We start from the raw sequence: 23904 nt of genomic DNA, 5'->3' as shown, positions 1-23904 counted from the left end.
GGTCGTGGAGGACCGAACCCACCAGGGTTGAAAACCTGGGGGATGACCTGTGGTTAGGGGTGAAAGGCCAATCAAACTCCGTGATAGCTGGTTCTCCCCGAAATGCATTTAGGTGCAGCGTCGTGTGTTTCTTGCCGGAGGTAGAGCACTGGATAGGCGATGGGCCCTACCGGGTTACTGACCTTAGCCAAACTCCGAATGCCGGTAAGTGAGAGCGCGGCAGTGAGACTGTGGGGGATAAGCTCCATGGTCGAGAGGGAAACAGCCCAGAGCATCGACTAAGGCCCCTAAGCGTACGCTAAGTGGAAAAGGATGTGGAGTCGCAGAGACAACCAGGAGGTTGGCTTAGAAGCAGCCATCCTTGAAAGAGTGCGTAATAGCTCACTGGTCAAGTGATTCCGCGCCGACAATGTAGCGGGGCTCAAGCGTACCGCCGAAGTCGTGTCATTCCAGCACATACCCCTAACGGGGGCTGGGATGGGTAGGGGAGCGTCGTGTGCCGGGTGAAGCAGCCGCGGAAGCGAGTTGTGGACGGTTCACGAGTGAGAATGCAGGCATGAGTAGCGATACACACGTGAGAAACGTGTGCGCCGATTGACTAAGGGTTCCTGGGTCAAGCTGATCTGCCCAGGGTAAGTCGGGACCTAAGGCGAGGCCGACAGGCGTAGTCGATGGACAACCGGTTGATATTCCGGTACCCGCTTTGAAACGCCCAATACTGAATCCTCTAATGCTAAGGCCGTGAAGCCGTCCTGGACCCTTCGGGGAAAGGGGAGTGGTGGAGCCGCTGAACCAAGGTGGTAGTAGGTAAGCGATGGGGTGACGCAGGAAGGTAGTCCAGCCCGGGCGGTGGTTGTCCCGGGGTAAGGGTGTAGCCCGTTATCCAGGTAAATCCGGATGACATGTGGGTGAGACCTGATGCCGAGCCGATTGTGGTGAAGTGGATGATCCTATGCTGTCGAGAAAAGCCTCTAGCGAGTTTCATGGCGGCCCGTACCCTAAACCGACTCAGGTGGTCAGGTAGAGAATACCGAGGCGTTCGGGTGAACTATGGTTAAGGAACTCGGCAAAATGCCCCCGTAACTTCGGGAGAAGGGGGGCCATTCTTGGTGATTGGATTTACTCCATGAGCTGGGGGTGGCCGCAGAGACCAGCGAGAAGCGACTGTTTACTAAAAACACAGGTCCGTGCGAAGCCGTAAGGCGATGTATACGGACTGACGCCTGCCCGGTGCTGGAACGTTAAGGGGACCGGTTAGTGATCTTTCGGGGTTGCGAAGCTGAGAACTTAAGCGCCAGTAAACGGCGGTGGTAACTATAACCATCCTAAGGTAGCGAAATTCCTTGTCGGGTAAGTTCCGACCTGCACGAATGGCGTAACGACTTCTCGACTGTCTCAACCATAGGCCCGGTGAAATTGCACTACGAGTAAAGATGCTCGTTTCGCGCAGAAGGACGGAAAGACCCCGGGACCTTTACTACAGTTTGATATTGGTGTTCGGTTCGGCTTGTGTAGGATAGGTGGGAGACTTTGAAGCGGCCACGCCAGTGGTTGTGGAGTCGTCGTTGAAATACCACTCTGGTCGTGCTGGATGTCTAACCTCGGTCCGTGATCCGGATCAGGGACAGTGTCTGATGGGTAGTTTAACTGGGGCGGTTGCCTCCTAAAGAGTAACGGAGGCGCCCAAAGGTTCCCTCAGCCTGGTTGGCAATCAGGTGTTGAGTGTAAGTGCACAAGGGAGCTTGACTGTGAGACCGACGGGTCGAGCAGGGACGAAAGTCGGGACTAGTGATCCGGCAGTGGCTTGTGGAAGCGCTGTCGCTCAACGGATAAAAGGTACCCCGGGGATAACAGGCTGATCTTCCCCAAGAGTCCATATCGACGGGATGGTTTGGCACCTCGATGTCGGCTCGTCGCATCCTGGGGCTGGAGTCGGTCCCAAGGGTTGGGCTGTTCGCCCATTAAAGCGGTACGCGAGCTGGGTTTAGAACGTCGTGAGACAGTTCGGTCCCTATCCTCTGCGCGCGTAGGAATATTGAGAAGGGCTGTCCCTAGTACGAGAGGACCGGGACGGACGAACCTCTGGTGTGCCAGTTGTCCTGCCAAGGGCATGGCTGGTTGGCTACGTTCGGAAAGGATAACCGCTGAAAGCATCTAAGCGGGAAGCCTGCTTCGAGATGAGTATTCCCACCCCCTTTGAGGGGTTAAGGCTCCCAGTAGACGACTGGGTTGATAGGCCAGATGTGGAAGCCCGGTAACGGGTGGAGCTGACTGGTACTAATAGGCCGAGGGCTTGTCCTCAGTTGCTCGCGTCCACTGTGTTAGTTCTGAAATAACGAACGACCGTGAGCTGTGTCTCATTAGATACGGCCGGTGTTGGTTAATTTCATAGTGTTTCGGTGGTCATTGCGTTAGGGAAACGCCCGGTTACATTCCGAACCCGGAAGCTAAGCCTTTCAGCGCCGATGGTACTGCAGGGGGGACCCTGTGGGAGAGTAGGACGCCGCCGAACAATCTTTCAACGTCGGCCCCTGAACTTCGGTTCAGGGGCCGACGTTTTTTTATGCCCTGTTACTTGGTGTTCACGTGCGGCCAGCAGCATGCAGTCATGAGTACCGCGAGGTTCCTGAAGTCCGCAGGCGTCCGGGTCGGCGACGAGGTCGTCGTGCCGGCGTTCGGTGATGCCGAAGCGGCCGCGGCCGTGGTGATGGCCGGGGCCAGGCCCGTCTTCGCCGACATAGATCCCGAGAGCTACTGCCTCGACCCGGACGCGGTCGCAGCCGTACTCACCTCACGTACCACCGCAGTGGTTGCTGTCTCTGCCTTCGGGCACCCGCCGGACCTGGCGCGGATCAGTGAACTCGGGCGTATTCACGGGCTCCTGGTCGTCGGGCCCGGGGAGGCCTTCGGGGAGACCGTCGCCGCGGACGAAGTCGAGCAGCGCCGTTCCTACGCGGCGTACTTGGGCGACCGGCTGACCGGGGTGCGGACACCGGCGCCGAACGCGGCGCACACGTACCAGCGTTACGTCGTGCGTGTGCCGGGCAACGGGCGCCCCGACCGTGACGCGTTCGCCCAGGCCTTGCGGCGCAAGGGTGTGGGGTGCGAGGTGCCGGTCACGACGCCCGTCCACCGTATGCCGGCCTTCCGCCGTGATGTGCGGCTGCCCGAGACCGAGCGGGCCGCCGACGAGACCCTCGCGCTTCCCGTGCACGGTTCGCTGCGCCGGCGTGAGCTCCAGCGCATGGTCTCCTCCTGCAACGCGCTCGGTGGCCTGCTCCAACCGGCTTTCTGAGCAGGCGGCTTGGACCGGGCGCAGGACGGCGGAGCGGAGAGGGCGTGGTGGCGGGAAGCACCGTCGGTTTCGGGTATGATCTATCTCGTTGCTGCGCCCCAATAGCTCAGTCGGTAGAGCGTCTCCATGGTAAGGAGAAGGTCTACGGTTCGATTCCGTATTGGGGCTCTCACACCGAAAGGCCCCCGCCGGTTGGCGGGGGCCTTTCGCGTATCTGCCTGCCTGTCCGCGCTACTTGGGCGGCTCGGGCACGCGCATGGCCAGGATCGCCATGTCGTCCGACGCCGGTTCGGCGGCGAACCGCTCGACCGCGCGCAGGATGCGGCCGGCCACCGCGCCCGCCGTCAGACCGGTGCAGGTGCTCAGCACGTCGGCCAGGCCGTCGTCGCCGAGCATCCGGGTGCCCTCGCGGCGCTCCGTGACGCCGTCCGTGACGCAGAGCAGTACGTCGCCCGGTTCGAGGGTCACGCTCTGCTCGTAGAGTTCGAGGTCCTCCATCACGCCGAGCAGCGGCTGCGGTTCCGCCGCGGGCTCCACCGTGCCGTCCTGCCGCAGCCGCAGGGGGAGCGGATGCCCGGCGCAGACGACCTTGAGGAGGGCGCTGCCGTCCTCCTGGGGCCACAGCTCGCCGTACAGGAGCGTGAGGAAGCGGCTGCGGGCGCCCTCGTCGAGGATCGCGGCGTTGAGGCGCTCCAGGACGGCGGGGCCGCCGAAGCCCTCCCTGGCGAGCAGCCGCAGCGCGTGGCGGGCCAGGCCGGTGACGGCGGCCGCCTCGGGGCCCGTACCGCAGACGTCGCCGATGGCGAAGCCGTAGGCACCGTCCCGGATGGGGAAGAGGTCGTAGAAGTCGCCGCCGACCTCGTTGCCCTCGCCCGCCGCCCGGTAGATGACCTCCACCTCGACATTGGGCACGTCCGGCAGGCCCGGCGGGAGCAGACTGCGTTGCAGGGCCTGGCTGATGGCGGTGCGCTCCGAGTACAGGCGGGCGTTGTCGAGCGCGAGCGCCGCCCGGCGCGAGAGGTCTTCGGCGAGCTCCAGGATCTCCTGGCGGAAGTGGTCGTCGGACGGTTTGCCGAGCGTGAGCATGCCGATGACGCGGTTCCGGGCGACCAGCGGCAGGACGACCGTCTCGCCGCCGACCGCGGCAGCTGTGGCGAGCGTGGTGCCGATGCCCGAACCGAGCGCCGGGCTCGACCCGAGGCCGAGGCTGCGCATGGACGACGTCAGTGCCGCCTGGTGCGCCGCCTCACCCGGGGCGGCCCAGCTGCGGGCGCCCGGGGTCGGGACCGGCTCGGGCGGGCTGATCCGGGAGAGCAGGGCCTTGAGGCCGTCGATGCGCTCCTCGTCCTCGTGCAGGACGTAGGAGAGGTACGGCTCCGACGACTGGTCGGCGATCGTGTAGACGGCGCACCAGGCAGCCAGCGTCGGCACGGTCATCTGTGCCATCAGTGCCAGGGTCTGGTCGCGGTCCAGGGTGCCCGCCAGCAGGTCGGACGCTTCGACGAGGAACGAGAGCGAGCCGCGGCGCAGCTTCTCCAGCTCGCCGAGCCGGGCCGACTCGACGGCGAGTGCGATGCGGTCGGCGGCGAACTGGAGGCGCAGCGCCTGCTCGTTGGAGTACCGGCCCGGAGCCTCCGTCGAGACGCCGAGGGAGCCGGTGAGGCGGCCCTCGACCTTGAGCGGGACGGTGACGACCGAGCGCATGCCCGTGCCGTTCAGCAGCGGTACGGCGCCGGGTACCGCCGCCAGGTCCTCATGGACGGCCGGCATCCGCGCCGATCCGTACCGTCCGGTGCCCGCTTCGACGGGGACCCGGGCGAAGCGCTGGCGGGCGGATGGCAGCCCCGTCGTGGCCCGTACTTCGAGCTCCGTCTCGTCGTCCGTCGCGAGCAGCAGGAACGCGGCGTCGGCGTCGAGCATGTCCCGGGCGCGCTCGACGGTGCGCTGGAGGAGGCCGTCGAGGTCGTCGGGGGCGGGGGAGCCGATGAAGACTTCGAACGGATCGGTGGTGCGGTGGTCGGAGAAGGAGTTCGAGTCGTTCTGCGGGGTGCGGGCCGGCGTCTGGAGGACCGCGCGCTCGTAGTCGTTGACCAGGAGGCAGACGGTGCTCGGTTCGCCCTGTGCGTCCCGCACCCGCAGATGCGCGGCATAGACGGGGACGACCTTGCCGTCGGCGGCGCGGATGCCGTAGCTGCCCTCCCAGCGGGACAGCTGGAGGGCGTCGGCGATACCGGTGTTGGTGCCCGGGGTGTGCGGCCAGGCGGCGAAATCGGTGAGCTGCTTGCCGACGACCTGCTCGGCGGGGTGGCCGAAGAGCTCCGTCGCGTCCTCGTTCCAGGAGGAGACGGCGCCGGTCCGGTCGATCTGGATCACGGCCACCCGGACCCGTCCGTCGGCCACGGGGAGAAGATCCACAGGGAGCAGGGGGCCCGCCGAGCGGGCGCCCACCGGGCGCTGCGGCAGGTCGAGTTGGAACCACACCTGCTTCTGGGTGGGCGTGTAGTCGACGCCCCAGCGGGAGGCGAGCGCCGCGCAGAGCAGCAGTCCGCGGCCGCCCTCCCGGTCCGGGCTCCCGAAGGACTGGCCGCTGCCCTGGAGCGGGACCTCACGCTCCGGATAGTGGTCGGCGACCTCCACGCGGATCCCGTCCGCGGTCCGCAGGCACAGCACGTCGGCGGTGGTGCCCGCGTGGACCACCGCGTTGGTGACCAGTTCGCTGGTGAGGACGACCGCGTCGTCGACGACGTCGGAATATCCCCACCCCTGGAGGGTGTCACGTACAAAAGTACGGGCGGTCGCTACCGACCGTCCGACCGGTTCGAAACTGGCAGCCGCCCGCGCGGTGATCACAGAACTCCTCGTACGCGTCTCGACGCCCGGCTCTGCCATGTCTGTCGGCCCGCCCCTCGCTGCCCGGTTGGTAGTGCTGGTGCCTCCGCCCCCGCCGGGCGGACCGGGACGGTTGGACAGCCGGATGCCAGGTTACTTACCTTCGCTGTCCGTTTGGATGCCGGTTACTGGGTTTCCGCACCGAGTCTGCGGGGACGGTATGCAAAGCTGCCGAACTGTTATGGCCTGGTCCTGCCATGGTGAAACACTGGGCTAGCTTCTCGATTACAGCCCGGGCAGTACGGCCAACCCCTGCGGGAGGGACACGGTGGAGTCTGGCACGGCGGCGCGTGACAAGAACACGCGCGCAAAAAGCGGACAGTCGCCAAAAAAGCGACACCACGGGACAACTGAAGTGGATACCGCCGCCCTGGACAGACTGCTGACCGCTCTGGCCGCGATGCGCGACGGGAACTTCCGGCGGCGTCTGACGGTGTCCGGCGACGGCACGATGGCCGAGATCGCGGCTGTCTTCAACGAGGTCGCCGACCGCAATCTCCACCTGACGGGTGAGATCGCCCGGGTGCGCAGGATGGTGGGCCGCGAGGGGAAGCTCACCGAAAGGCTGGAGACGGGGGCCCTGGAGGGCTCCTGGGCCGTCGCGATCGATGCGTCGAACGAGCTGGTGGACGATCTCGCACGGCCGGTCTCCGAGGTCGGCAGGGTGCTGTCGGCGGTGGCCGAGGGCGACCTCGAACAGCGGATGGACCTGCGCTCGCAGGCCATGGACGGCGTGGAGCGGCCGCTGCGCGGTGAGTTCCTGAAGGTCGCCCGTACCGTCAACAACCTGGTCGACCAGCTGTCGGCGTTCACCGACGAGGTGACGCGCGTCGCGCTGGAGGTCGGTACCGAGGGCAAGCTCGGCGGTCAGGCCCAGGTGCGCGGTATGTCCGGTTCGTGGAAGGGCCTCACGGATTCGGTGAACACCATGGCGTACCGGCTGACCGCGCAGGTGCGTGACATTGCTCTCGTCACGACCGCTGTGGCCCGCGGTGATTTGTCACGCAAGGTCACTGTCCATGTGGCCGGAGAGATGCTCCAGCTGAAGAACACCGTCAACACGATGGTCGATCAGCTGTCCTCGTTCTCGTCCGAGGTGACACGGGTCGCGCGTGAGGTGGGTACGGAGGGCGAGCTCGGCGGTCAGGCGGCTGTGCCCGGTGTGGCCGGCGTGTGGAAGGACCTCACCGACTCGGTGAACACGATGGCCGGGAACCTGACGTCGCAGGTGCGCGGTATCGCGGAGGTCACCACCGCGGTCGCCAACGGCGATCTCTCACAGAAGGTCACGGTGAGCGCGCGCGGCGAGGTCGCCCAGCTCGCCGAGACCATCAACCAGATGACCGAGACGCTGCGTACCTTCGCGGACGAAGTGACCCGGGTGGCCAGCGAGGTCGGCGCCGAGGGACTTCTCGGTGGCCAGGCGCAGGTGCCGGGCGCCGCGGGTACCTGGAAGGATCTCACCGACTCCGTCAACACCGTCTTCCGCAACCTCACGACGCAGGTGCGGGACATCGCCCAGGTGACCACGGCGGTCGCCAACGGCGACATGACGCAGAAGGTCACGGTGAACGTGGCCGGGGAGATGCTGGAGCTGAAGAACACCGTCAACACGATGGTGGACCAGCTGCAGTCCTTCGGTTCCGAAGTGACGCGGGTGGCCCGTGAGGTCGGGGTCGAGGGGCGCCTCGGCGGGCAGGCCGAGGTGCCGGGCGCGGCGGGTACCTGGAAGGACCTCACCGACTCGGTGAACACGGCCTTCCGTAACCTCACCGGCCAGGTGCGGGACATCGCGCAGGTCACGACCGCGGTCGCGAATGGTGATCTGTCGCAGAAGGTCACGGTGGACGTGGCCGGGGAGATGCTGGAGCTGAAGAACACCGTCAACACGATGGTGGCGCAGCTCTCCTCGTTCGCCGATCAGGTGACGCGGATGGCGCGCGACGTGGGCACGGAGGGCCGGCTCGGCGGGCAGGCCCGGGTGGACGGCGTCAGCGGTACGTGGAAGGAACTCACCGACTCCGTCAACTTCATGGCGGGGAACCTCACGTCGCAGGTCCGCCAGATCGCGCAGGTGACCACCGCGGTGGCCCGGGGTGATCTGTCGCAGAAGATCGACGTGGACGCCCGTGGCGAGATCCTCGAACTGAAGAACACCATCAACACGATGGTCGATCAGCTGTCCGCCTTCGCCGAGCAGGTGACCAGGGTCGCCCGCGAGGTCGGTACGGACGGCCGGCTCGGCGGTCAGGCGCAGGTGCCCGGTGTGGCCGGGGTGTGGCGCGATCTGACCGACTCGGTGAACGGGATGGCGGGCAACCTCACCGCTCAGGTCCGCAACATCGCGCAGGTCGCGACCGCGGTGGCCCGGGGTGACCTGTCGCAGAAGATCGACGTGGACGCGCGCGGCGAGATCCTGGAGCTCAAGAACACCCTGAACACGATGGTCGACCAGCTGTCGTCGTTCGCGGAGCAGGTGACGCGGGTCGCGCGCGAGGTGGGCACCGAGGGGATCCTGGGTGGCCAGGCGGAGGTCCAGGGCGTCTCCGGTACCTGGAAGGACCTCACCCAGTCCGTCAACTTCATGGCGAACAACCTGACCTCGCAGGTGCGGAACATCGCCGAGGTGACCACGGCGGTCGCCAAGGGCGATCTGTCGAAGAAGATCACTGTCGACGCCAAGGGTGAGATCCTCGAACTGGTCACGACCGTCAACACGATGGTCGACCAGCTGTCGTCGTTCGCCGAGCAGGTGACGCGGGTGGCACGTGAGGTGGGTACCGAGGGTATCCTCGGCGGCCAGGCACGGGTGCGCGGGGTCACCGGCATCTGGGAAGACCTCAGCGACAACGTGAACCTGATGGCCAACAACCTGACCAGCCAGGTGCGGAACATCTCCCAGGTCGCCACGGCGGTCGCCAACGGCGATCTGACCAAGAAGGTGACCGTGGAGGCGCGCGGCGAGGTCGCGCAGCTCGCGGACACGGTCAACACGATGGTGACGACGCTGTCCTCGTTCGCGGACGAAGTGACGCGGGTGGCACGTGAGGTGGGTACGGACGGCTCGCTCGGCGGGCAGGCCCGGGTGCCGGGAGTCGCCGGTACGTGGAAGGACCTCACCGAGTCGGTGAACTCGATGGCGTCCAATCTGACCGGGCAGGTGCGCCAGATCGCCACGGTCACCACGGCCATCGCCAAGGGCGATCTGACGAAGAAGATCGACATCGATGCCCAGGGCGAGATCCTGGAGCTGAAGACCACCATCAACACCATGGTCGACCAGCTGTCGAGCTTCGCCGAGCAGGTGACCAGGGTGGCCCGCGAGGTGGGCACCGAGGGCCAGCTGGGCGGGCAGGCGCGGGTGCGTGATGTGGACGGCACCTGGCGTGACCTGACCGAGTCGGTGAACGAGATGGCCGGGAACCTGACCCGTCAGGTGCGCGCCATCGCGGCCGTGGCCACCGCGGTGACCCGCGGCGATCTCAATCTCAAGATCGATGTGGACGCCGCCGGCGAGATCCAGGCGCTCCAGGACAACATCAACACGATGATCGCCAACCTGCGTGACACCACGGTCGCCAACAAGGAGCAGGACTGGCTGAAGGGCAACCTCGCCCGTATCTCCGGTCTGATGCAGGGGCGCCGGGAACTGGTGGATGTGGCGTCGCTCATCATGAGCGAGCTCACGCCGGTGGTCTCGGCCCAGCACGGCGCGTTCTTCCTGGCGGTGCCGACCGGGTCGGCCGCGGAGAGCGGCGCGGACGCCGAGAACGCGTACGAGCTGCGGATGCACGGCAGTTACGGCTACTCCGCGGGCTCCATGCCGACGACGTTCCGGCCGGGGGAGACGCTCATCGGCACGGCCGCCGAGGAGAAGCGCACGATCCTGGTGGAGAACGTGCCGCCGGGGTACCTGAAGATCTCGTCCGGTCTCGGTGAGGCGCCGCCCGCGCATGTGATCGTGCTGCCGGTGCTCTTCGACGGGAATGTCCTCGGGGTGATCGAGCTGGCCTCCTTCCAGCCCTTCACACATATCCAGAAGGACTTCCTCAACCAGATCGCCGAAATGATCGCGACGAGCGTCAACACCATCAGTGTCAATTCGAAGACCGAGGTGCTGCTCAAGCAGTCGCAGGAGCTGACCGAGCAGCTCCGGGAGCGTTCGGCCGAACTGGAGAACCGGCAGAAGGCACTTCAGGCCTCGAATGCCGAACTGGAGGAGAAGGCCGAGCTGCTGGCCCAGCAGAACCGCGATATCGAGGTGAAGAACACCGAGATCGAGGAGGCCAGGCAGGTCCTGGAGGAGCGTGCGGAGCAGCTCGCGGTCTCGATGCGCTACAAGTCCGAGTTCCTGGCGAACATGTCGCACGAGCTGCGTACACCGCTCAATTCACTGCTGATTCTCGCGAAGCTGCTCGCCGACAACGCCGAGGGGAATCTCTCCCCGAAGCAGGTGGAGTTCGCGGAGACGATTCACGGTGCGGGTTCGGATCTGCTCCAGCTGATCAACGACATTCTGGATCTGTCCAAGGTCGAGGCGGGCAAGATGGATGTCAGCCCGACCCGGATCGCGCTGGTGCAGCTCGTCGACTACGTCGAGGCCACCTTCCGGCCGCTCACGGCCGAGAAGGGCCTGGACTTCTCCGTACGGGTCTCGCCCGAACTGCCCGCGACGCTGCACACGGACGAGCAGCGGCTGCTGCAGGTGCTGCGGAACCTCCTCTCCAACGCGGTGAAGTTCACCGACACCGGGGCGGTGGAGCTGGTCATCAGGCCCGCCAACGCCAATGTGCCGAACGCCATCCGTGAGCAACTGCTCGAAGCGGGCTCGCTGCGTGACGCCGACGCGGATCTGATCGCCTTCTCGGTCACCGACACCGGGATCGGAATCGCGGCGAGCAAGATGCGGGTGATCTTCGAGGCCTTCAAGCAGGCGGACGGGACCACCAGCCGCAAGTACGGCGGTACGGGGCTCGGTCTGTCCATCAGCCGGGAGATCGCGCGGCTGCTCGGCGGTGAGATCCACGCGGCGAGCGAGCCGGGGCGCGGATCGACGTTCACGCTCTATCTGCCGCTGCACGCCAGCGAGCTGCCTCCCCAGGGGTACCCGCAGCTGACCCCGGGCGGCCTGGAGCGGGCGCCCGGCGGGACGGACGAAGGGGTGCGTGCCGAGGCGGGCCAGGCGCCCGGCATGGCGCCCACGGACGGCCAGGGCGGCCCGGCGGAGCTGTTCCGCCGGCGGCGCCGCAAGTCGCTGGGGTCGTCCGGCGGACGGCCCGCGCTGCCCGCCAGTTCAGGTGTGCAGGCAGCGACCTCGGAGCCGGAGACGTGGGTGGAGGAGACCGAGGAGACGGCGAAGCCGCGCCGGGTCTTCCAGTTCAACAGCGAGAAGGTACTGATCGTCGACGACGACATCCGCAACGTCTTCGCGCTCACCAGCGTCCTCGAACAGCACGGTCTCTCGGTGCTGTACGCGGAGAACGGGCGTGAGGGCATCGAAGTCCTGGAGCAGCACGACGACGTGACGCTCGTTCTGATGGACATCATGATGCCGGAGATGGACGGTTATGCGACGACGACGGCCATCCGCAGGATGCCGCAGTTCGCCGGGCTGCCGATCATCGCGCTCACCGCGAAGGCGATGAAGGGCGACCGGGAGAAGGCCATCGAATCCGGTGCTTCCGACTATGTCACCAAGCCTGTGGATCCTGATCATTTGCTCACAGTAATGGAGCAGTGGATGCGCGGTGAGTGATCGATTGATGAGTGAATCTCCATGAGTTGCTGACTGACTGTGGCCGAAGGCGTGTGAGGCGGGCGTATTCGGGGAACCTTCTGGTCTCCCGGCGCGTTTCTGCTACATGTGCCGTGACATCGCGGTGACATAGCGGTGACAGGGTGTGGCGACAGGCGGGGTGCGGTTACCATGACCGGCACAAGGACGGACGGCGTTACGGAGCTGTCCCCTGGGGCGGCGCCCGGTGCATTGCCGGGACGAGGAGGACGGGCCATGGTGCAGAAGGCCAAGATCCTCCTGGTCGATGACCGGCCGGAGAATCTGCTGGCGCTGGAGGCCATTCTCTCCGCGCTCGATCAGACACTGGTGCGGGCATCGTCCGGGGAGGAAGCGCTCAAAGCGCTGCTGACGGATGATTTCGCAGTGATTCTGCTGGATGTCCAGATGCCGGGCATGGACGGTTTCGAGACCGCCGCGCACATCAAGCGGCGGGAGCGGACCCGGGACATCCCGATCATCTTCCTCACCGCGATCAACCACGGGCCGCACCACACCTTCCGGGGGTACGCCGCGGGGGCTGTCGACTACATCTCGAAGCCCTTCGACCCGTGGGTGCTGCGCGCGAAGGTGTCGGTCTTCGTCGAGCTCTACATGAAGAACTGCCAACTGCGCGAGCAGGCGGCGCTGCTGCGCCTCCAGCTCGACGGCAGCGCTCCGGCCGTCGGCGACACCAAGGAGCCCGCGGGGCTGCTGGCCGAACTGTCCGCACGTCTCGCGGCAGTTGAGGAGCAGGCCGAGGCGCTCTCGAAGCAGCTCGACGAGGAGTCGGCGGACGCTGCCGCGGTCGCCACCGCCGCCCATCTGGAGCGCAAACTCACCGGTCTCCGCAGGGCTCTGGACGCGCTGGAGCCGGGCACGGGCGGCCCGACTGCCGCGCTCCCCTCGCAGAATTGACGGTCTGTCCGGTGACCGCCCCTGCTGAGGGCGTGTCACCACACGTCACGGCGCGTCAAGAAGGCGTGTTCACCCCGGCGACACGAACGGGTGAAGCGGTCAGCACACGTGTCCGTCGCCGCGGACACAGGTAACCTCGGCTCCATGGCCTCACGTACGTCCGGCAAGGGTTCCCCAGGCGCGGCGGGCACCGCCAAGCCGCGTGCCGGCCGTACCGGCCCAGCCAAGAAGGCAGCTCCGGCGAAGAAGGCCGCTGCGAAGAAGACCGCCCCCGCGAAGCGGGCGCCCGCCAAGAAGGCGGCGGCGAAGCCCGCACCGAAACCCGCGCCGTCCCCCACCGGGGGCGTGTACCGGCTCGTACGGGCCGTCTGGCTCGGGGCCGCCCACGGCGTCGGGGCGATGTTCCGCGGCATAGGCCGGGGCGCGAAGGGCCTCGACCCGGCCCACCGCAAGGACGGGGTGGCGTTGCTGCTCCTCGGCCTGGCGCTCGTCATCGCGGCCGGCACCTGGTCGAATCTGCACGGCCCGGTCGGTGATCTCGTCGAGATGCTGATCACCGGTGCCTTCGGCCGGCTCGACCTGCTGGTCCCGATACTGCTGGGCGCCATCGCCGTACGGCTGATCCTCCACCCGGAGAAGCCGGAGGCGAACGGCCGGATCGTCATCGGGCTCTCCGCACTGGTCCTGGGGGTGCTCGGGCAGGTCCACATCGCCTGCGGTGCTCCCGGGCGCGGGGACGGCACATCGGCCATGCAGGACGCCGGTGGCCTGATCGGCTGGGCCGCGTCCAAGCCGCTGATCTTCCTGATGGGCGATGTCCTCGCCGTACCGCTGCTCCTGCTGCTGACCGTCTTCGGGCTGCTGGTGGTCACAGCCACCCCCGTCACCGCCATTCCGCACCGGCTCAGGACGCTCGGGGCCCGGCTGGGCATCGTCGACCCCGAGCCCGCCACCGACGGGGTGGACGAGCAGGACGACGAGCGGTACGAGGACCAGTGGCGCGAGTCACTGCCGGCCGGCCGCCGTCAGGCCGCACCGCGCGGCCGCACCCCCGAGCTCTACGACGCCGAAGCGGCCGAGGAGCAGGCGCTCACCAAGCGCCGCAGCAAGCCGCGCAGGCCCTCCGTGCAGCCACCGCCCGGCCGGCCAATGGACGCGGTCGACGTCGCGGCCGCCGCGGCCGCCGCGCTGGACGGGGCCGTGCTGAACGGGCTGCCGCCCTCCCCGCTCGTCGCGGATCTGACCCAGGGCGTCTCCGTCGAACGCCCCGAGGCCACCCCGTCCGGCGCCTCGGCCGCAGCGCCCGTGCCGTCCGCCCGTGAGTCGGCGGGGGCCGCGAAGTCCGGAGGGGCGGGCGCCGTACCCGACTTGACCAAGAAGTCCCCGAAGCCGCCCGAGTCCCAGCCGCTGCCGTCCCGCGCCGAACAGCTCCAGCTCTCCGGCGACATCACCTACTCGCTGCCCTCACTGGACCTGCTGGTGCGCGGCGGCCCGGGCAAGACCCGCAGCGCCGCCAACGACGCGGTCGTCGCCTCGCTGTCGAACGTCTTCATGGAATTCAAGGTCGACGCGGCCGTCACCGGCTTCACCCGCGGCCCGACCGTCACCCGCTACGAGGTGGAGCTGGGCCCGGCCGTGAAGGTCGAGCGGATCACCGCGCTCACCAAGAACATCGCCTACGCGGTGGCCAGCCCCGACGTGCGGATCATCTCCCCGATCCCGGGGAAGTCCGCCGTCGGTATCGAGATCCCGAACACCGACCGCGAGATGGTCAACCTCGGTGATGTGCTGCGCCTCGCGGACGCGGCCGAGGACGACCACCCGATGCTGGTGGCGCTCGGCAAGGACGTCGAGGGCGGCTATGTGATGGCCAACCTGGCGAAGATGCCGCACGTCCTGGTCGCGGGCGCGACCGGCTCCGGAAAGTCCTCCTGCATCAACTGCCTGATCACCTCGGTGATGGTGCGGGCCACGCCCGAGGACGTACGGATGGTGCTGGTCGACCCCAAGCGCGTCGAGCTGACCGCGTACGAGGGCATCCCGCACCTGATCACCCCGATCATCACCAATCCGAAACGCGCCGCCGAGGCGCTCCAGTGGGTCGTACGCGAGATGGACCTGCGGTACGACGACCTCGCGGCGTACGGGTACCGGCACATCGACGACTTCAACCAGGCCGTGCGCAGCGGCAAGGCCAAGGCGCCCGAAGGCAGCGAGCGCGAGCTCTCCCCGTATCCGTATCTATTGGTCATCGTCGACGAGCTGGCCGACCTGATGATGGTCGCGCCGCGTGACGTCGAGGACTCCATCGTCCGGATCACCCAGCTGGCGCGCGCCGCAGGCATCCACCTTGTGCTGGCCACACAGCGGCCGTCGGTTGACGTCGTCACCGGTCTGATCAAGGCCAACGTGCCCTCGCGCCTCGCCTTCGCCACCTCCTCGCTCGCCGACAGCCGGGTCATCCTCGACCAGCCGGGCGCCGAGAAGCTGATCGGCAAGGGCGACGGGCTCTTCCTCCCGATGGGGGCGAACAAACCGACCCGTATGCAGGGCGCCTTCGTCACCGAGGAGGAGGTCGGTGAGATCGTCCAGCACTGCAAGGACCAGATGGCACCGGTCTTCCGTGACGACGTGGTGGTCGGGACGGCCAAGAAGAAGGAGATCGACGGAGACATCGGCGACGATCTCGACCTGCTGTGCCAGGCGGCCGAGCTGGTCGTCTCCACTCAGTTCGGCTCGACGTCGATGCTCCAGCGCAAGCTGCGCGTCGGGTTCGCGAAGGCGGGCCGGCTGATGGACCTGATGGAGTCGCGGAACATCGTCGGGCCCAGCGAGGGCTCGAAGGCCCGCGACGTGCTGGTGAAACCGGACGAAGTGGACGGCGTGCTCGCGGTCATCCGCGGAGAGACCGAGCCGTAGCCCATCGGAGGGCAACCGTTTCCCCCGGTCGTACGTCAAGTTGGACAGGAACCGGAGAGAAAAGGGCCGGAGATGTCCCGCACTCGGGTTGTTTCCCGGCCCGCCCGGCGAGTCGTCCAGTGATTCGCCGACCTGATGGCGTACAAAGTGCGCGCTCAGGTTGCCCCACCCTTTCACCACCCCCCTAGACTGAACATCCAGCAGGTGGCTCACGCTCGAAAGGCGCCCCCGTGTCCATCGGCAACTCCCCCGAAGACGACCGCCCTTCCATCGGTCACACCCTCCACCAGGCCCGGATCACCGCAGGTCTGACGGTTGAGGAAGTCAGCTCGGCGACACGGGTGCGCATCCCCATCGTGCACGCGATCGAGCAGGACGACTTCTCCCGCTGCGGCGGCGATGTGTACGCCCGCGGCCACATCCGTACGCTGGCGCGCGCCGTCGCCGTCGACCCGGCGGCTCTGGTCGCCCAGTACGACGCGGAGCACGGCGGCCGTCCCGAACCCACCCCGGTCGCGCCGCTCTTCGAAGCGGAACGGATCAAGCCGGAGCGCCGCCGTCCGAACTGGACGGCGGCCATGGTCGCGGCGATCGTCGTCGTGGTCGGCTTCGTCGGGTTCACCGCGTTCAGCGGCGGCAGCAGCGGCAAGGGCGGCAATCAGGTCGCCGAAGGGCCCACGACCGCCACGTCTAAGCCCAGTCACAAGCCCGGCAAGCCGGCCGATCCCAAGCCCAGCTCTCCCACCGCGTCGGACAGCGCCATCGCGGCCGTGCCGAAGGACAAGGTGACGGTGAAGCTGTCCGCCGTCGACGACAAGAGCTGGATCTCCGCGAAGGCGCACAACGGCAAGCTGCTCTTCGACGGCGTGCTGGCCAAGGGCGAGTCCAAGACCTTCACGGACGCCCAGCAGGTCGATCTGATCCTCGGCAACGCCGGCGCGATCCAGCTGTTCGTCAACGGCAAGGACGTCCACAACGACTTCCAGACCGGCCAGGTCGAGCGGCTCTCGTACACCAAGGGCGACCCCGAGGCGGGCTGATCACCCTCGCGGAACGGGCGTGGGCCGGGACAAAGTAGTCTTGAGCCCATGCCCGAACGCCGTACCGTCGCCCTTGTCACTCTTGGCTGCGCCCGTAACGAGGTGGACTCGGAGGAGCTCGCAGGCCGCTTGGCAGCGGACGGCTGGGACCTCGTCGAGGACGCCGCCGCCGCGGACGTGGCCGTCGTCAACACCTGTGGATTCGTCGAAGCCGCCAAGAAGGACTCCGTCGACGCCCTGCTCGAAGCCAACGATCTCAAGGATCACGGCAGGACGCAGGCCGTCGTCGCCGTCGGCTGTATGGCCGAGCGGTACGGCAAGGATCTTGCCGAAGCGCTGCCCGAGGCCGACGGGATCCTCGGATTCGACGACTACGCCGATATCTCCGACCGCCTCCAGACCATTCTGAACGGCGGGATCCACGCCTCGCACACCCCGCGCGACCGCCGCAAGCTGCTGCCGATCAGCCCGGCCGAGCGCCAGGAGACGGCCGGTGTGGCGCTTCCCGGCCATGCGCAGGACACTCCGCCCGAGGACCTGCCGGAGGGAGTCGCCCCGGTCTCCGGACCGCGGGCACCGCTGCGCCGCAGACTCGGCAACAGCCCCGTGGCCTCCGTGAAGCTGGCCTCCGGCTGCGACCGGCGGTGCTCCTTCTGCGCCATCCCCTCCTTCCGCGGCTCCTTCATCTCGCGGCGCCCGTCCGATGTGCTCGGGGAGACGCGCTGGCTGGCGGAGCAGGGTGTCAAGGAGGTCATGCTGGTCTCCGAGAACAACACCTCGTACGGCAAGGACCTCGGCGACATCCGGCTCCTGGAGACGCTGCTGCCCGAGCTCGCCGAGGTCGAGGGCATCGAGCGGATCCGGGTCAGCTATCTGCAGCCCGCCGAGATGCGGCCCGGCCTCATCGACGTCCTGACGTCGACGCCGAAGGTCGCCCCGTACTTCGACCTCTCCTTCCAGCACTCGGCGCCCGGTGTGCTCCGCGCGATGCGCCGCTTCGGGGACACCGACCGCTTCCTGGAACTGCTCGGCACGATCCGCGGCAAGGCGCCGCAGGCCGGAGCGCGCTCCAACTTCATCGTGGGCTTCCCCGGCGAGACCGAGAGTGATCTGGCCGAGCTGGAGCGCTTCCTCACCGGCGCGCGGCTCGACGCCATCGGCGTCTTCGGTTACTCCGACGAGGACGGCACCGAGGCGGTCGGCTACGAGAACAAGCTGGATGCCGAGGTCATCGCCGAACGGCTCGAACACATCTCGCGGCTCGCCGAGGAGCTGACCGCGCAGCGGGCCGAGGAGCGGCTGGGAGAAACCCTCTCGGTGCTCGTCGAGTCCGTGGACGGCGAGGACGGCGCCGTGGGCCGGGCCGCCCACCAGGCGCCCGAGACCGACGGGCAGGTCGTGTTCACGGCAAGCGAGGGCCTGGTCCCCGGCCGTATGGTCGTGGCAAAGGTGGTCGGTACCGAAGGTGTCGACCTGGTGGCCGAATGTCTTGGCGAGGAGGCAGCCAGATGACCGGAGTCCCGGCATCCGCTACGGGCGGTACCGGTGCCAAGCCGGCGCCCGCCGGAAAGCTGGGCGCTGCGGTGGTCAATCAGGTCAGCCTGTGGAACGTCGCGAATCTGCTGACCATGGTGCGGCTGGTGCTCGTGCCGGGGTTCGTGCTGCTGCTGCTCCACGACGGCGGGTACGACCCGGTCTGGCGGGCCTGGGCCTGGGCGGCCTTCGCCGTCGCGATGATCACCGATGTCTTCGACGGCCATCTGGCACGGACGTACAACCTGGTCACCGACTTCGGGAAGATCGCCGACCCCATCGCCGACAAGGCGATCATGGGGGCGGCGCTGATCTGTCTCTCGTACCTCGGCGATCTGCCCTGGTGGGTGACCGGCGTGATCCTGTTCCGGGAGCTCGGGATCACCCTGATGCGGTTCTGGGTGATCAGGCACGCGGTCATTCCGGCCAGCCGCGGCGGCAAGATCAAGACGCTGGCGCAGGGCACGGCGGTCGGGATGTACGTCCTGGCTCTGACCGGTCCGCTGGCGACCATGCGGTTCTGGGTGATGGCGGTCGCCGTGGTGCTGACGGTCGTGACCGGGCTCGACTACGTGCAGCAGGCCGTGACCGCGCGCCGCAAGGGGCTCGCGGCCGAGCGGGCCGCCCGGTGACCTCGGCGGCCCGGGTGCTGGAGCTCCTGGCGGACCGGGGGGAGACCCTCGCCGTCGCCGAGTCGCTGACCGGCGGTCTGCTGGCCGCCGAGCTCACGTCCGTCTCTGGTGCCTCCCGGGTCTTCCGCGGGTCCGTCACGGCGTACGCAACGGCCCTCAAGCAGGAAGTCCTCGGCGTCGACGGGGCTCTGCTGGCCGAGCGTGGTGCGGTGGATCCGGGGGTCGCCCGGCAGATGGCGGCCGGGGTGCGGCGGGTGCTGGGCGCGGACTGGGGGTTGGCCACCACCGGGGTCGCCGGCCCCGACATGCAGGACGGGCAGCCCGTCGGGACGGTGTACGTCGCGGTTTCCGGGCCGGGCGGGGCAGAGAATATGGCCTCGCTGCGGTTGAACGGGGACCGGGAGGAAATCCGTAGAGAGAGCGTGCTGGGTGTTCTCGGACTGCTCTGCGATGAACTTCGCGCGAATGCGCGGGCACAGGATACGGAAGAGAACGGGGGGAATTGATGTTTGCAGCCCTGAGTGAACACGACATCGCTCCCCGCACGGCCGCGGCGCAAGGCGGTACGGTGGGGCGTGAAGGATGCGGCTACGCGGTCCGAGGAGGGAGCCACCGATGATTCTGCTCCGTCGCCTGTTGGGTGACGTGCTGCGTCGGCAGCGCCAGCGCCAGGGCCGTACTCTGCGCGAAGTCTCCTCGTCCGCCCGAGTCTCTCTCGGTTATCTGTCCGAGGTGGAGCGGGGGCAGAAGGAGGCATCCTCCGAGCTGCTCTCCGCGATCTGCGACGCGCTTGACGTACGGATGTCCGAGCTCATGCGGGAAGTGAGCGACGAGCTGTCGCTCGCGGAGCTGGCCGAGTCGGCAGCGTCGACTGAGCCCGTACCTGTGCCGGTACGCTCGATGCTCAATTCCGTTTCCGTGACGTCGGTCACGGGTGTTCCTACCGAGCGGGTAACGATCAAGGCGCCCGCCGAGGCCGTGAATGTAGTAGCGGCCTAGTACGTGCTTTCTGGCTCCGGCCGGTCCTTAGGGGCCGGCCGGAGCCACTTTTCTGCCCTGGGTGTCCGCTTTGCGGATATTTGTGCCATGGTGATGGAAACGTACGAACATATGGGAGGACCTCGCATGGCCGGCGTGAAGAGCTCTCTGCCCGAAGCCGATCTGAAAGTGGTCGGAGACGCGCTGCAGGGCGCGCTCGCGGACCTGGTGGATCTGTCGCTGGTCGCCAAGCAGGTGCACTGGAACGTGGTCGGACCGCGCTTCCGGTCGGTCCATCTCCAGCTCGACGAGGTGGTCGACACCGCGCGGCAGTACACGGACACGGTGGCCGAGCGGGCCTCCGCGATCGGTGTGACGCCGGACGGCCGGGCTGCGACGGTTTCCAGGACGAGCGCGATCCGCGAGGTCCCCGACGGGCGGATCAGCGACACCGACGCCGTGCGGACGCTGGTGGCCGCGCTTGAGGCCGTCATCACACGGATGCGGGAGCGGATCGCGGCCACCGATGTCCCGGACCCGGTGACTCAGGATCTGCTCATCGCAGTGACCGCTGCCCTGGAGAAGCACGCCTGGATGTACCAGGCGGAGAACGCGTAACCGTGCGGATACGCGCCGGGCGGGCGCCTCATGCGTTCTCCCGCCGGGTGATGGGCCCGGGTCGGTGCCGCGGTCCGAAGGGGCTCCCGGGTGCTGTGTCCCGGTGAGCCGTTCCGGGTGCGGTACCGGCGTCAGCCGGAGGAGGCGGCCATGGTGCGGCGGTGGGTGCCGGCGGTGATGCCGGCTTTAATAGTGGGCGGTCTGTGGTGGTGGGCAGTCCTGCGACTGGTGCTGGCGCCCGGTGAGTCCGGGCCGCTGGAGGGTGCTGTCGCCGTCGGGGGATGGGGGCTGAGCCTGCTGCCGGTGCATGTGGTCGCGTTTCCGGGCGGCCGCTCGCCGGTCCGGCGGCGGGTGCCGTCCACGCTTTCTCTGCGTTCCTCGCGGTCTGTGCGGTCTGTGCGTTCTTCGCGTTCCGTCGGGGTGTGGCGGTGCCGGTCTGCTGAGCGCCGGTCTACCAGGGCATGGCGACGCCGCCGTTCGGGCGGAGGATCTGGCCCGTCGTGAAGGCGGCGGCGTCGGAGGCCAGGTGCAGTACGGCGTGTGCGATCTCCTCGGGGGCGCCCACCCGGCCGAGCGGTGACATCCGGGACATCAGCGCCGCGGTGTGTGCCTGGGCCTCGCTGTTGTTGTGCCGCTCCGTCATGGGCGTACGGATCCAGCCGGGGGCGACCGCGTTGACTCGGATCCCGTGCGGGCCCACCTCGGTCGCGAGCGTCTTCGTCAGCTGGAAGACGGCCGCTTTTGTCACGCCGTAGCAGAGCAGCCCCGGTCCGCCGGTGTCCACGGCGCCCGACGCCATCGTGACGATGCTTCCCGCCGTACCCGTCGCGATCATGCTGCGGGCTACGGCCTGGCAGGCGTACAGCACGCCCTTGAAGTTGACGGCGAGGACGCGGTCCAGATCCTCGTCCCGTGTCTCCAGGACCGGACTGCTGTGCATGATCCCCGCGACGGCGGCCAGGATGTCCAGCCGGCCCGAGGCCGAGGCGGCCGCCTCGACGGCTGCCTCCACGCTGCCGCGGTCGGAGACGTCCAGTGGATGCGGATGTGCGGCGCCGCCCGCTCGGGCGATTGCGGACACGGTCTCGCGCAGCCCCACTTCGTCGCGGTCCGCGCAGTGGACGGTGGCGCCTGCTTCCGCCAGAAGTACCGCGCTGGCGCGGCCGATGCCGCTCGCGGCGCCGGTGACGAACGCGATGCGGTCGGTGAGGTCGTAAGCCATGACGGGCATGACGGGACCGTACGACTGAATCTGACGGGGCGTCAACTAGGCGGTGGGTGGAGGCTGAGGCTGGTTGGGGGCGGCGTGGTTGCCGGGGGTGGTGGGGTTGGCGGGGCCTGTCTGGCAGGTGGGGCACCAGTACGTCGGGCGCTCATGGCTGCCGGTGCCGGTGCCGTTGCCGCTGTCGGTCCGGTTGGCGCGGCGCACGGAGGTGCCGCAGCGCAGACAGGGGCGGGGCGCGTGTCCGTAGACGTACAGACGCTGGTTCGGGCGGCCCGTCGTGGTGCGGACGGGGCGGTTGCGGTTGGCCTCCAGGAGTTTCTTCGCGACGGTCACCGCCCTTTCCGGCCGGGGGAGTTCGCCGACCGGCAGCCAGGGTGTGGCGCGCAGTACGAAGCAGATCTCGGCTGCGAAGACATTGCCGATACCGGCGAGGTTGCGCTGGTCGAGCAGGGCTTCGACGAGCGGCCGGCCCGGGTCTGCCAGCAGGTTGGCGAGTGCCCTGTCCGGTTCCCAGTCGGGGCCCAGGAGGTCCGGGCCGAGGTGTCCCACGACCGTGCTCTCCTCGGCGGTCCGCAGCAGTTCCAGTACGGGGAGGCGGTACCCGACGGCGGTGTGTCCGGCGGTCCCGACGACGGCGCGGATCTCGTGCGAGGGGCCGCCGCGCCAGCGTTCGCCCGGTACGTAGACCTTCCAGGTGCCGTCCATCCGCAGATGGCTGTGCAGGGTGAGGCCGCCCTCGACGCGCATCAGCAGATGTTTGCCGCGCGGGGTGACGTCGAGGACGGTGCGCCCGGTGAGGTCGGCGGTGGCGAACCGGGGGACGCGCAGGTCGAACCGGGTGAGGGTGCCACCCGCGAGCGCTGTGTGCAGTCGCCGGGCGGCCTGGTGGACGCTGTCTCCCTCGGGCATGTCTCCATGATGCGGGTTCTTCCGTGTGAGTCCTGTGTGTCCTCGATGTGAGCCTTCGGTGCGGCGGTGCGGCGGTGCGGCGGTGCGGCGGTGCGGGTGGGGCTGTTCTGGGTCGGCGCCGGTGAGCTGCGCGTGATTGCCAAGTGGAACCTTGTTCCGTATTGTTGGCGGAACGGTGTTCCGTTTGGCTGTTCCGGTCGTGGATCCTGTGGCGCTCCTGCCCGGCGCCGCCGACATTGAAAGGACCAGTGGCCCCATGCCGCAATCACCTCAGCCCAGTTTCGGGATCATGACCGCCCCCTCGCAGGTCGGTTACGAACACATCCTGCGGGTCTGGCGAGAGGCTGACGCCATCCCGGAGATCGAGCACGCATGGCTCTTCGATCACCTCATGCCGATCTGGGGCGACCCGAACGGGGTGGCCTACGAAGGGTGGACGCTGCTCTCGGCCCTCGCCGCGCAGACCCGGCGACTGCGTCTGGGGGTGCTCGTGACCAGTAACCGCTTCCGTCCCCCCGCGATGCTGGCCAAGATCGCCGCGACCGTCGACGTCATCTCCGGCGGACGGCTCGACTTCGGCATCGGTGCCGGCTCACGGCCCGGTCACCCGGTGGCCCGGCGCGAGTACGAAGCACATGGCCTGCCCTTCCACGACGCCGCCCATGCCGTCGCCGGTCTCGCCGAAGCGTGCACGGTGATCCGGCGGCTGTGGACCGAGCCGGAACCGTTCGACTTCCACGGCGCCCATATCCAGCTCACCGGTGCGTTCGGCAACCCAAAACCGGTTCAGCGCCCGCACCCGCCCATCCTCATCGGCGGACGCGCGTCCTCGACGCTGCGCGTGGTGGCCGACCACGCCGACCTGTGGAACTACCCCGGCGGCGACATCGATGACGCCATCGGCCGCAGCGCACTGCTGGACCGCTACTGCACCGAAATCGGGCGCGATCCCGCCGCGATCACCCGCTCGCTCGTGCTGTCGGTCTCCTACGACGATCCAGGCACCACCCGGGACGCGATCGGCAGAGCAACCGCGGCCGGTTTCCAGCACATCGTCCTGGCGCTGTCGGCGCCCTACCCCGCCGATGTCGCACGGTGGGTCGCCGACGAACTCATCACCGCGTCGGCCCAGGAGGCCGCAGGAATTTAGACTGCCCGGCAATGGGGGGCTTGAG

The 23904-nt window shown here is 67.9% G+C and carries 14 protein-coding genes, 1 tRNA gene and 2 rRNA genes (1 of these 17 cut by a window edge); 14 read left to right on the top strand and 3 right to left on the bottom strand.

The window, feature by feature from the left end; genetic code table 11:
- The 4 genes from OG385_RS05690 to OG385_RS05675 all read left to right on the top strand — a co-directional run.
- Positions 1-2301, top strand: a 23S ribosomal RNA gene (locus OG385_RS05690); it begins 823 nt to the left of the window's first position.
- A gap of 94 nt (positions 2302-2395) precedes the next feature.
- Positions 2396-2512 (top strand): 5S ribosomal RNA (gene rrf, locus OG385_RS05685).
- 96 nt (positions 2513-2608) lie between these two features.
- On the top strand, positions 2609-3295 hold the full coding sequence (locus OG385_RS05680) for a DegT/DnrJ/EryC1/StrS family aminotransferase (protein WP_266852396.1): 687 nt from the start codon (positions 2609-2611) through the stop codon (positions 3293-3295).
- A 95-nt stretch (positions 3296-3390) separates the two neighbouring features.
- Positions 3391-3463: transfer RNA gene (locus tag OG385_RS05675), tRNA-Thr, on the top strand.
- A 63-nt stretch (positions 3464-3526) separates the two neighbouring features.
- Here OG385_RS05675 and OG385_RS05670 read toward each other — a convergent pair.
- Positions 3527-6184: a SpoIIE family protein phosphatase gene (locus tag OG385_RS05670; RefSeq protein ID WP_266852395.1), complete on the bottom strand. Its 2658-nt coding sequence runs from the start codon at positions 6182-6184 to the stop codon at positions 3527-3529.
- 268 nt (positions 6185-6452) lie between these two features.
- On the opposite strand from OG385_RS05670, the gene OG385_RS05665 reads away from it, so the two are divergent.
- The 9 genes from OG385_RS05665 (at position 6453) to OG385_RS05625 (ending at position 20595) form a co-directional block, all read left to right on the top strand.
- On the top strand, positions 6453-11939 hold the full coding sequence (locus OG385_RS05665; protein ID WP_266852394.1) for a HAMP domain-containing protein: 5487 nt from the start codon (positions 6453-6455) through the stop codon (positions 11937-11939).
- Between the two features lie 255 nt (positions 11940-12194).
- Entirely contained in the window at positions 12195-12875 is a 681-nt protein-coding gene (locus OG385_RS05660) for a two-component system response regulator (protein ID WP_266852393.1), read from the top strand.
- A gap of 144 nt (positions 12876-13019) precedes the next feature.
- Positions 13020-15794 carry a DNA translocase FtsK gene (locus OG385_RS05655; RefSeq protein WP_266852392.1) on the top strand — a complete coding sequence of 925 codons (2775 nt, stop codon included), beginning with the start codon at positions 13020-13022 and terminating at the stop codon, positions 15792-15794.
- 230 nt (positions 15795-16024) lie between these two features.
- Positions 16025-16834 carry a helix-turn-helix domain-containing protein gene (locus OG385_RS05650; protein ID WP_266852391.1) on the top strand — a complete coding sequence of 270 codons (810 nt, stop codon included), beginning with the start codon at positions 16025-16027 and terminating at the stop codon, positions 16832-16834.
- A gap of 48 nt (positions 16835-16882) precedes the next feature.
- Positions 16883-18346: a 30S ribosomal protein S12 methylthiotransferase RimO gene (gene rimO, locus OG385_RS05645; protein WP_266852390.1), complete on the top strand. Its 1464-nt coding sequence runs from the start codon at positions 16883-16885 to the stop codon at positions 18344-18346.
- A complete protein-coding gene (pgsA, locus tag OG385_RS05640) occupies positions 18343-18999 on the top strand; it encodes a CDP-diacylglycerol--glycerol-3-phosphate 3-phosphatidyltransferase (protein ID WP_266852389.1) in 657 nt (218 codons plus the stop codon). Before rimO ends, pgsA begins: the two co-directional genes overlap by 4 nt.
- A complete protein-coding gene (locus OG385_RS05635) occupies positions 18996-19505 on the top strand; it encodes a CinA family protein (RefSeq protein WP_266852388.1) in 510 nt (169 codons plus the stop codon). The genes pgsA and OG385_RS05635 overlap by 4 nt, the downstream gene beginning before the upstream one ends.
- Positions 19506-19614: 109 nt before the next feature.
- A complete protein-coding gene (locus tag OG385_RS05630) occupies positions 19615-19998 on the top strand; it encodes a helix-turn-helix domain-containing protein (protein ID WP_164266895.1) in 384 nt (127 codons plus the stop codon).
- Between the two features lie 126 nt (positions 19999-20124).
- Complete coding sequence (locus OG385_RS05625) at positions 20125-20595, top strand: Dps family protein (protein ID WP_266852387.1); 471 nt, start codon at positions 20125-20127, stop codon at positions 20593-20595.
- Between the two features lie 451 nt (positions 20596-21046).
- On the opposite strand, the gene OG385_RS05620 is transcribed toward OG385_RS05625, so the two are convergent.
- Both OG385_RS05620 and OG385_RS05615 read right to left on the bottom strand, forming a co-directional pair.
- A complete protein-coding gene (locus tag OG385_RS05620; RefSeq protein WP_266852386.1) occupies positions 21047-21826 on the bottom strand; it encodes an SDR family NAD(P)-dependent oxidoreductase in 780 nt (259 codons plus the stop codon).
- Positions 21827-21862: 36 nt separating this feature from the next.
- Positions 21863-22729 (bottom strand): DNA-formamidopyrimidine glycosylase family protein, encoded by an 867-nt coding sequence (locus tag OG385_RS05615; protein WP_266852385.1) that lies wholly within the window; start codon positions 22727-22729, stop codon positions 21863-21865.
- Between the two features lie 256 nt (positions 22730-22985).
- Here OG385_RS05615 and OG385_RS05610 point away from each other — a divergent pair, with 256 nt between their 5' ends.
- Positions 22986-23879 carry an LLM class flavin-dependent oxidoreductase gene (locus OG385_RS05610; RefSeq protein ID WP_266852384.1) on the top strand — a complete coding sequence of 298 codons (894 nt, stop codon included), beginning with the start codon at positions 22986-22988 and terminating at the stop codon, positions 23877-23879.
- The last annotated feature ends 25 nt before the right edge of the window (positions 23880-23904 follow it).

The organism is Streptomyces sp. NBC_01306 (assembly GCF_026340465.1).
In the GTDB taxonomy this organism is placed as follows: domain Bacteria; phylum Actinomycetota; class Actinomycetes; order Streptomycetales; family Streptomycetaceae; genus Streptomyces.
Note: the sequence above shows the minus strand (reverse complement) of the source record. Positions and strands in the feature narration are given on the sequence as shown.

What these genes read in the sequence shown, in the direction of transcription:
- OG385_RS05610 (WP_266852384.1), top strand. Translation starts at nt 22,986, where the DNA reads ATGCCGCAATCACCTCAGCCCAGTTTCGGGATCATGACCGCCCCCTCG.
- OG385_RS05625 (WP_266852387.1), top strand. Translation starts at nt 20,125, where the DNA reads ATGGCCGGCGTGAAGAGCTCTCTGCCCGAAGCCGATCTGAAAGTGGTC.
- OG385_RS05680 (WP_266852396.1), top strand. Translation starts at nt 2,609, where the DNA reads ATGAGTACCGCGAGGTTCCTGAAGTCCGCAGGCGTCCGGGTCGGCGAC.
- OG385_RS05655 (WP_266852392.1), top strand. Translation starts at nt 13,020, where the DNA reads ATGGCCTCACGTACGTCCGGCAAGGGTTCCCCAGGCGCGGCGGGCACC.
- OG385_RS05670 (WP_266852395.1), bottom strand. Translation starts at nt 6,184, where the DNA reads ATGGCAGAGCCGGGCGTCGAGACGCGTACGAGGAGTTCTGTGATCACC.
- OG385_RS05615 (WP_266852385.1), bottom strand. Translation starts at nt 22,729, where the DNA reads ATGCCCGAGGGAGACAGCGTCCACCAGGCCGCCCGGCGACTGCACACA.
- OG385_RS05660 (WP_266852393.1), top strand. Translation starts at nt 12,195, where the DNA reads ATGGTGCAGAAGGCCAAGATCCTCCTGGTCGATGACCGGCCGGAGAAT.
- rimO (WP_266852390.1), top strand. Translation starts at nt 16,883, where the DNA reads ATGCCCGAACGCCGTACCGTCGCCCTTGTCACTCTTGGCTGCGCCCGT.
- pgsA (WP_266852389.1), top strand. Translation starts at nt 18,343, where the DNA reads ATGACCGGAGTCCCGGCATCCGCTACGGGCGGTACCGGTGCCAAGCCG.
- OG385_RS05630 (WP_164266895.1), top strand. Translation starts at nt 19,615, where the DNA reads ATGATTCTGCTCCGTCGCCTGTTGGGTGACGTGCTGCGTCGGCAGCGC.
- OG385_RS05620 (WP_266852386.1), bottom strand. Translation starts at nt 21,826, where the DNA reads ATGCCCGTCATGGCTTACGACCTCACCGACCGCATCGCGTTCGTCACC.